Source organism: Kitasatospora phosalacinea (assembly GCF_000717185.1).
GTDB classification, from domain to species: Bacteria; Actinomycetota; Actinomycetes; order Streptomycetales; family Streptomycetaceae; genus Kitasatospora; species Kitasatospora phosalacinea_A.
This window is the reverse complement of the sequence record NZ_JNYE01000165.1, coordinates 1-8,908: the sequence shown is the minus strand read 5'-3', so window position 1 is coordinate 8,908 and position 8,908 is coordinate 1. Positions and strand designations below refer to the sequence as shown.

The window sequence follows — 8,908 nt, the reverse complement described above, 5'->3', positions numbered from 1 at the left end:
CCACGCACCACCGACTCCGACGCCTCCACCGACACCATACCCCCCCCCCCAACCACCCGCCCCATCAACCCACCACGCGCCACCACCAAACGACACGCATCCCCCACCGACAACACCCCCGCCACACACGCCGCCCCCACCTCACCCACCGAATGACCCACCAACACCCCCGGCACCACACCCAACGACACCACCAACCGAGCAGCGAACACCGGAAACGCGTCATACAACTCACGCCCCATCCCCACCCGCTGCGCACCCTGCCCCGTGAACAAGAACGCCACCCGACCACCCGACACCACACGACCCGACACCACACCCGACACCCCACGCCCCTCCACCAACGCACCCAACCCCGCCACCAACCCCTCCCGATCAGCACCCACCACCACGCGGACCCTCGCCCTCCCAACTCCGGTGCTCCGTCAGCAACTCCACCGTCCCCGCCGACCAGTCCACGTGCGACGACGGCTCATCCACGTGCAGGGTCCGCGGCAACTCGCCCCGGCGCAGTGCCTCCACCATCTTGATCACACCGGCCACACCCGCCGCCGCCTGCGCGTGGCCGATATTGGACTTCAACGAGCCCAGCCAGAGCGGACGTTCCGCACTGTGCTCGGCCCCGTAGGTCGCGATCAGCGCCTCCGCCTCGATCGGGTCACCCAGCGTCGTGCCCGTCCCGTGCGCCTCCACCGCATCCACATCGGCGGCACTCAGCCCCGCATCCGCCAACGCCTGCCGGATCACCCGCTGCTGAGCCGGACCACTCGGCGCCGTCAGACCGTTGGACGCACCATCCTGGTTCACCGCACTGCCCCGCACCACCGCCAGCACCCGGTGCCCGTTGCGCCGCGCCTCCGACAGGCGCTCCAGCACCAGCAGACCCACACCCTCCGCCCAGGCCGTGCCGTCCGCGCCCGCCGCGAAGGCCTTGCAACGGCCGTCGGGGGCCAGGCCGCGCTGACGGCTGAACTCGGTGAGCATGCCCGGGGTCGACATCACGGTGACGCCGCCCGCCAGCGCGAGCGAGCACTCGCCGCGCCGCAGCGCCTGCGCCGCCAGGTGGACCGCCACCAGCGAGGACGAGCACGCCGTGTCGACCGTCACCGCCGGACCCTCCAGGCCCAGCGCGTAGGAGACCCGGCCGGACATGACGCTGCTGGTGCTGCCGGTCAGCAGGTAGCCGCCGGTGTCCTCGCCCGCCTCGTGCAGGCGCGGCCCGTACTCCAGCGCGGTGCCGCCGACGAAGACGCCGGTCCGGGTGCCGCGCAGTGCGCCCGGGTCGATGCCGGAGCGTTCGACGGCCTCCCAGGCGGTCTCCAGCAGCAGCCGCTGCTGCGGGTCCATCGCGGCGGCCTCGCGCGGCGAGATGCCGAAGAACGCGGCGTCGAAGCCGGTCGCCCCGTACAGGAAGCCGCCCTCGCGGCAGTACGAGGTGCCGACCCGCTCCGGGTCCGGGTCGTAGAGCGCGTCGAGGTCCCAGCCGCGGTCGGTGGGCAGGGCGCCGATGGCGTCCCGGCCCTCGGCGACCAGCCGCCACAGGTCCTCGGGCGAGGCGACCCCGCCGGGCAGCCGGCAGCCGATGCCGACGATCGCCACCGGGTCGTCGGTGGTGGCGGCGATGCTGCCGTCCCGGTCGGCGGGCTGCGGGTCGGGCCGTTCGGCGGGGTCGGCCGCCAGGTCCGCCAGGTGCCGGGCGAGGGCGCCCGGCGTGGGGTGGTTGAACAGCAGACCGGACTCCAGGGCGAGGCCGGTCCGTTCCCCGAGCCGGTCGCGGAGTTCGACCGCGAGCAGCGAGTCGAACCCCAGGTCCTTGAACGGCCGGTCGGGGTCGACGGCGGTGTCCGCGACGTGGCCGAGGACCAGCGCCGCCTCCCGGCGCACCAGGTCGAGCAGGTCCTGCCCGCGCTCGACGGCTCCCGCCCGGACGGGACGCGACACCGCGGCGCTCTCGGCAGCGGCCGGAGCGGGGGTCACCGGAGCAGCAGTGACCGGAGCAGCGGCGACCGGGACGGCGGTGACCGGGACGGTGGTCTCCGGGTACCAGTGCCGGGTGCGCTGGAAGGCGTAGCCGGGCAGGTCGGTGCGCCCGGCCCCGGTGCCGTCGAACAGCCGCTCCCAGTCGGGGGTGCGGCCGTGCGCGTGCAGGCCGGCGACGGCCGTGAGCAGGGTGTGCGCCTCGTCGCGGGAGGTGCGGCGCATGGTGGGCAGGAGGACGGCCCGGCGTCCGGCCAGGCAGTCGCGGGCCATCGCGGTGAGGACGCCGTCGGGGCCGAGCTCCAGGAAGGCGGTGGTGCCGAGTTCGAGCAGGGTGGTGATGCCGGTCTCGAAGCGCACCGCGGCCCGGACGTGCCGGACCCAGTAGTCGGGCGAGCAGAGCTGCTCGGCGGTGGCGGGCCGCCCGGTGACGTCCGAGACGACCGGGATCCGCGGCGGGGCGTAGCGCAGGGCCGCCGCGACCGTCCGGAACTCGGCGAGCATCGCGTCCATGTGCGGCGAGTGGAAGGCGTGACTGACCGTCAACTTCCTCACCCTGCGCCCGAGTTCGCGCACCGCGTCGGCGATCGCCTCGACGGCGCGCTCGTCGCCGGAGACGACGACGGCGCGCGGACCGTTGACGGCGGCGAGGTCGACCGCGCCGTCCGCGGCGGCCAGCAGCGGCCGCACCTCCTCCTCCGAGGCCTCCAGCGCGACCATCGCGCCACCGGCGGGGAGCGCCTCCATCAGTCGGCCGCGGGCGGTGACCAGGGTCGCCGCGTCGGCGAGGTCGAGGACGCCCGCGACGTGCGCGGCGGCCAGCTCGCCGACCGAGTGGCCGAACAGGCGGTCGGGGACGACGCCCCAGCTCTCCAGCAGCCGGAACAGCGCCACCTCGACGGCGAACAGCGCGGGCTGGGTGCGGCCGGTGCGGTCCAGCAGGGCGGCTGCGGCGCTGCCCGGCTCGGCGAACAGCACCTCGCGCAGCGGGCGGTCCAGGTGCCGGTCGAGTTCCGCGCAGACCTCGTCCAGGGCGGCCGCGAACACCGGCTCGGTCCGGTACAGCTCCTTCCCGGCCCCGGCGCGCTGGCTGCCCTGGCCGGAGAACAGGAAGGCCAGGCCCCCGGCCCGGTCCGCGGTGCCGGTGCCGGGGGCGGCGCCAAGGCCGGTGGCGGGGGCGGTGCCGGTGACCAGGCCGGGGGCCGGTTCGCCGCGGCCGAGCGCGGTGAGACCGGCCAGCAGTTCGTCCCGGTCGCGGCCGACGAGCACGGCGCGGTGCTCGAACTGGGTGCGGGTGGTGGCCAGCGAGTAGCCGACGGCGGCGGGGGTCGGCCCGCCGCCGGGGAGGTCGTCCTGCCCGTCGCCTCCGGTGCCGGTGAGCCGTTCGGCCAGCCGGGCGGCCTGGGCCCGCAGCGCCTCGGGGCCGCGGGCGGCCAGCGGCCACAGCACGGGCCGGGCCTCGGAACGGGCGTCGGGCCGGGCGTCGGCGTGGGCCTCGGCGCGGGCAGCGGACCGGGGCGGCTCGGCCACCACCACGTGGCAGTTGGTGCCGCCCATGCCGAAGGAGCTGACCCCGGCGACGAGCCGTTCGCCGGGGCTCGGCCACGCGCCGGTGGCGGTGCGCACCTCCAGGCCCAGTTCGGCGAGCGGGATGTCCGGGTTGGGCGTGCGGAAGTTGAGGCTGGCGGGCAGTTCCCGGTGCCGGATGCTCAGCAGGGCCTTCAGCAGGCCGACGATGCCGGCGGCGCCCTCCAGGTGGCCGACGTTGGTCTTGGCGGAGCCGACCACCAGCGGCACGGTCCGGTCGCGGCCCAGCGCCTCCCCCAGGGCGGCGGCCTCGACCGGGTCGCCGACCCTGGTGCCGGTGCCGTGCAGTTCGACGTACTGCACCTGGTCGGGGCGGGTTCCGGCGCGCCGGTGGGCGGCCCGGACGACGCGCTGCTGGGCCGAGCGGTCGGGCACGGTCAGGCCGGGGGTGGCGCCGTCGTTGTTGACGGCGCTGCCGAGCAGGACGCCGTGGATCCGGTCGCCGTCGGCGAGGGCCGCGGCCAGCGGCTTGAGCAGCACCAGACCGCCGCCCTCGCCGCGCACGTAGCCGTCGGCCTCGGCGTCGAGGACGGCGCAGCGGCCGCGCGGCGACAGGCCACCGAAGCGGGCGGCCGCGACGGTGCCGGCCAGGGTGAGGTTGAGGTTGACGCCGCCCGCGAGCGCCAGGTCGCACTCGCCGCGACGCACGCTCTCGGCGGCCAGGTGGACCGCGACCAGGGCCGAGGACTGGGCCGAGTCCACGGTCAGGCTGGGCCCGTTGAGGCCGAGCGCGTAGGAGACCCGGTTGGCGATCACGCCGCGGTTCAGGCCGGTGTTGGAGTGCGCGGTGAGGGCGCTGCCGCCCCGCCGGTGGAGCAGCGCGGCGTAGTCGTCGTGCATCGCGCCGACGTACACGCCGGTGCGGGTGCCGGCCAGGGCGGCGGGCAGCAGCCGGGCGTCCTCCAGCGCCTCCCAGGCGAGTTCGAGGACCAGGCGCTGCTGGGGGTCGGTCGCGGCGGCCTCGCGCGGGGACAGCCCGAAGAACTCCGCGTCGAAGGTGTCGACGCTGTCGAGGAACCCGCCGTGCCCGGCGCCGGGGACGTCGGCGGCCGCCGGGTCACCGGGGCCCTCGGGGCGCCAGCGGTCGGGCGGGGTCGGGGTGACGGCGCTGCGTCCGGCCCGGAGCAGGCGCCAGAACGCCTCGGGGTCGGGGGCCTGCGGAAGGCGGCAGGACAGGCCGACGACCGCGACGGCCCGCTCCTGACCGTCCGGAACCGCCCCGTCCGACGCCGACCCGCCCGACGCCGACCCGCCCGACACCAACCCAGCCGACACCAACCCGGCCGGAACCGAAGCGTCCGGAACCGAAGCGCCCGACACCGGCCCGCCCGACTCCGAACCGCCCGACTCCGGCCCTGGCCCGACCGGTTCGGTTCCGGCCGACTGGGCCGGGTCCGCGGGGGATTGGTCGAAAGGGTTCTGCTTGGCCACGGTGGTTCACCGCTCCCTCGTACCGGTCGCCGATCGTCGGGTCAGTGTCACCGGCCCGGCCAAAGCCTGCCTTGGCCTGCGCTAAAGGCGGGTTCCGCGCGCGCGGGGCGGCTGGCTACGGTGCCAAGTCGGCGAGTGTCACCAGGTGGGAGGTCCTTCGTGGAGTTCGGTCTGTTCTATTTCGCGGACTACGGGTCGGCCGGCGGCGACCGTTACCGCTTGTTGTTGGAGAGCGTGAAGTTCGCCGACCGGCACGGCTTCTCGTCGGTGTGGACGCCGGAGCGGCACTTCCACGAGTTCGGGGGGCAGTACCCGAACCCGGCGGTGGTCGGTGCCGCGCTGGCCGCGGTCACCGAGCGGATCTCGATCCGGGCGGGCAGCGTGGTCGCCCCGCTGCACCACCCGATGCGGATCGCCGAGGACTGGTCGGTGGTGGACAACCTGTCCCGGGGCCGGGCCGGGGTCTCGCTGGCCTCCGGCTGGCACGCGGTGGACTTCGTGCTGCAGCCGGACAACTACCGCGCCCGCAAGGAGCTGCTGGTCGAGGCGGTCGAGACGGTGCGGCGGCTGTGGGCCCGCGAGGAGGTGGTGTTCCGGGACGGGGCGGGGCAGGAGTCCGCGGTGCGGATGTTCCCGCCGCCGGTGCAGGCCGAGCTGCCGATCTGGCTGACCAGCGCGGGCAGCGCGGACACCTTCCGGACCGCCGGGCGGCTGGGCACCGGCGTGCTGACCCACCTGATCGGCCAGGACCTCCCCGAGCTGGCCCGGAACGTCGCCGCCTACCGGGAGGAGCTGGCCGCCGCGCACGGCCCGGACGCGCGCGGCCACGTCTCGCTGATGCTGCACACCCTGCTGGGCGACGACCGGGAGAAGGTCCGCGAGGAGGTCCGCGAGCCGTTCGGCGACTACCTGCGCTCCTCGATCGGCCTGATCATGAAGACCGCGGCGGCCGCGATGCCCGGCATCGACCTGGAGCGGCTGAGCGCGGAGGACCGCGAGTTCCTGGTCGCCCGCTCCTTCGACCGCTACTTCGACACCGGCGGCCTCTTCGGCACGGTGGACGACGGCGTCGAGACGGTCCGCCGCCTGCGCGGTGCGGGCGTGGACGAGATCGCCTGCCTGATCGACTTCGGCGTGCCCGAGGACCGCGTCCTGGACGGCCTGCACCACCTGGACGCACTGCGCGCCCGCTGCTCCGACGACATCCCGGACGAAACCCCGGACGACAGCCCGGACGACACCCTGGAGGAATCCGCATGACGAACGGCGAACTGCACGGCCTGACCGCCCTGGTGACCGGTGGCGCCTCCGGCATCGGCCTGGCCACCGCCCTGATGCTGGCCGGGCGCGGCGCCCGGGTGGCCTGCCTGGACCTGAACGCCCTGGACGCCGACGGGAAGCCGGCCGTCCCGGAGCCGCTGATCGGGATCCGCGGCGACGTGTCCGACGACGCGTCGACCCTGGCCGCGGTCACCGAGGCCGCCGAGCGGCTCGGCGGCCTCGACATCCTGGTGAACAACGCCGGTGTCCTCGGCCGCGGCACGGTCGAGTCCGGCGACCTGGACGAGTGGAAGCGGGTCTTCGACGTCAACGTGTTCGGCATGGTCCGCACCGCCCGCGCCGCGCTGCCGTGGCTGCGCCGCTCGGCGCACGCCTCCGTGGTCAACATGTGCTCGCTGGGCGCGACCGTGGGCCTGCCGAACGCGGCCGTCTACTGCTCGTCCAAGGGCGCGGTGCTGGCCCTGACCACGGCGATGGCCGCCGACCACCTGCACGAGGGCATCCGGGTCAACTGCGTCACCCCGGCCCCCGTCGACACCCCGTGGGTGCGCCGCCTGGTCGACGCCGCGCCGGACCCGGACGCGGCCTTCGCCGCGGTGAGCGGGCGCCAGCCCAACGGGCGGCTGTGCACCGCCGAGGAGGTGGCCGCGGCGATCTGCTACCTGGCGGGCCCGGCCTCGGCCTCCACCACCGGCGTCTCGCTGCCGGTCGACGGCGGCACCCGGGGCGTCCTGCTCAGCATGGACCCGCGCCTGCTGCCCGCCCGCGCCAAGGTCTGACGCCCGCCCCGCCGTCCGCCCCACCGTCCGCCCCGACGTCCGCCCAGACGTCTGCTTCAACACCAGCCCCGGCGCCCGCTCCTGTCGCTTTAGCGGCGGCAAAGCGGCCGTTTGGCAGCGCTGCCTAGGGTCTTGGCCAGTGATCGGAGAGGGAAGGGAACCCATGACCGAGTACCAGCTCAAGGGGACTGCGGCGGCTCTGGTGGAGCTGTTCGCGGGCAAGATCCACCAGCACGGCATGTACGACTCGGCGGGCGCCGGTTTCTACCACTCGTTCACCGTGCGCGACAACGCCGAGGTGGAGGAGCTGCTGAGCGCCGCGGAGGGCCGCGAGGGCGCCGTGCTGGAGCTGTGCTGCGGCTCCGGCCGGCTGACCCTGCCGTTCCTGCAGCGCGGCTTCGAGGTGGTCGGCCTGGACAACTCGCCGTCCATGCTGGAGATCCTGGCCGAGCGCCTCCAGGAGCCCGAGCACCAGGAGTACGCGGGCCGGCTGACCACCGTCGAGGGCGACATGACCGCCTTCGCGCTGGACCGCCGGTTCGACCTGATCGTGCTCGGCGCGACGGCCGTCTGGAACCTGACCCGGGAGCAGCGGGCCGAACTGTTCCGCTGCGTGCGCGAGCACCTCGCCGAGGACGGCCGCTTCCTGCTCACCGTCCTGGACATCGCCGAGTTCGACGGCGCCACGGCCGCGTTCGAGTACACCTCGGTCTTCCCGACCAAGGACGAGACCTCGCCGGTGCTGTGCACCTTCATCGACCGGGTCGAGCCGGACGGCCTGCGCTCGACCAGCATCCTGGCCAACCGGGTGCAGGACGGCGAGGTCACCGACACCGCGATGTACACGGCCTGGACGCACCTGGCCCCGCTGTCCGGCCTGGAGCAGGAGCTGTCCGCCGAGGGCCTCAAGCTGGTCGCCCAGCGCGAGCTGGTGAACCGCCACCAGATCACCCGCAGCAGCAGCGCCCGCCGCCGCCTGCTGCTCGAGGTCACCCTCTGACGGACGGCCACCCTCCGGACGCCCGGCCCCGACCACCGCGGTCCGGGGCCGGGCGTCCGGCCCGACCAGGAAGCGGGGCAGCAGAGTTGAGCGAACCCCTCGCCGCACCCGCCGGTGCCGGGGCCGTGACCCCCGAGCGCTTCCGGCAGGTCCTCGGCGCGTTCGGCACCGGGGTGGCCGCGGTCGCGGCGCTGGACGCCGAGGGCCGACCGGCCGGACTCGCGGTCAGCTCCTTCACCTCGGTCTCGCTGCAACCGCCGCTGGTGTCCTTCTGCGTGGCCGACACCAGCAGCAGCTGGCCGCGGCTGCGGGACGCCGGACGGCTGGGCATCAGCGTCCTCGGCGACCACCAGCTCCCGGTCTGCCGACAGTTCGCCGCGAAGGGCCCGGACAAGTTCCGCGGCGTCGACTGGCGCCCCTCCCCCGGCGGCGCGCTGCTGGTCGGCGGCGCGATCTCCTGGCTGGAGTGCTCCCGGCAGGACGAGTACCCGGCGGGCGACCACGTCATCGTGCTGTGCCGGGTGCACCGCCTCGGCACCGGGGAGGCCGAGCCGCCCCTGCTGTTCCACCGCGGCCGCCCCGGCACCTTCCGCGCGCACCCGGCCGCGCACCCCACGAACTCCTCGGGCTCCTCCGACTCCTCGGACTCCTGAGCGGGCGTCACCCGCACGTCCGGCCCGCGCCCCGGGCCCGGCCCACCCGCCCGGGTGACGCCCGTCCGAACCCCGGCCCCGGCCGCCAGGCCCCGCCAGACTCGGTCCCGAAAGGCCCCCGAAGGGCCCACCCGGGCCCCACCTGGCCGCCGACCGGAACCGAGGACGCCATGCCCCCCGCCCAGCCCGCCTCCCAGCCC

At 75.2% G+C, this 8,908-nt stretch carries 4 protein-coding genes and 1 pseudogene; 4 read left to right on the top strand and 1 reads right to left on the bottom strand.

Features of this window, described 5'->3' with window-relative positions; translation table 11 throughout:
* Window positions 1-4,824, bottom strand: a pseudogene (locus OO57_RS38870) (beta-ketoacyl synthase N-terminal-like domain-containing protein); the annotation flags it as partial.
* 330 nt (window positions 4,825-5,154) lie between these two features.
* Here OO57_RS38870 and OO57_RS36645 point away from each other — a divergent pair.
* From OO57_RS36645 to OO57_RS36630, 4 genes are all read left to right on the top strand, one after another.
* Window positions 5,155-6,255: a MupA/Atu3671 family FMN-dependent luciferase-like monooxygenase gene (locus OO57_RS36645; protein ID WP_051778719.1), complete on the top strand. Its 1,101-nt coding sequence runs from the start codon at window positions 5,155-5,157 to the stop codon at window positions 6,253-6,255.
* Window positions 6,252-7,055 carry an SDR family NAD(P)-dependent oxidoreductase gene (locus OO57_RS36640; RefSeq protein ID WP_033257161.1) on the top strand — a complete coding sequence of 268 codons (804 nt, stop codon included), beginning with the start codon at window positions 6,252-6,254 and terminating at the stop codon, window positions 7,053-7,055. Before OO57_RS36645 ends, OO57_RS36640 begins: the two co-directional genes overlap by 4 nt.
* Before the next feature lie 163 nt (window positions 7,056-7,218).
* The gene (gene mpaM, locus OO57_RS36635; RefSeq protein WP_033257160.1) at window positions 7,219-8,055 is read left to right on the top strand and encodes a daptide-type RiPP biosynthesis methyltransferase; all 837 of its coding nucleotides are present in this window, start codon (window positions 7,219-7,221) and stop codon (window positions 8,053-8,055) included.
* An 86-nt stretch (window positions 8,056-8,141) separates the two neighbouring features.
* Window positions 8,142-8,708 (top strand): flavin reductase family protein, encoded by a 567-nt coding sequence (locus OO57_RS36630; RefSeq protein WP_051778718.1) that lies wholly within the window; start codon window positions 8,142-8,144, stop codon window positions 8,706-8,708.
* Window positions 8,709-8,908: the final 200 nt, after the last annotated feature.

Coding starts and splice junctions, on each gene's coding strand:
- OO57_RS36640 (WP_033257161.1), top strand. CDS start 6,252: ATGACGAACGGCGAACTGCACGGCCTGACCGCCCTGGTGACCGGTGGC.
- mpaM (WP_033257160.1), top strand. CDS start 7,219: ATGACCGAGTACCAGCTCAAGGGGACTGCGGCGGCTCTGGTGGAGCTG.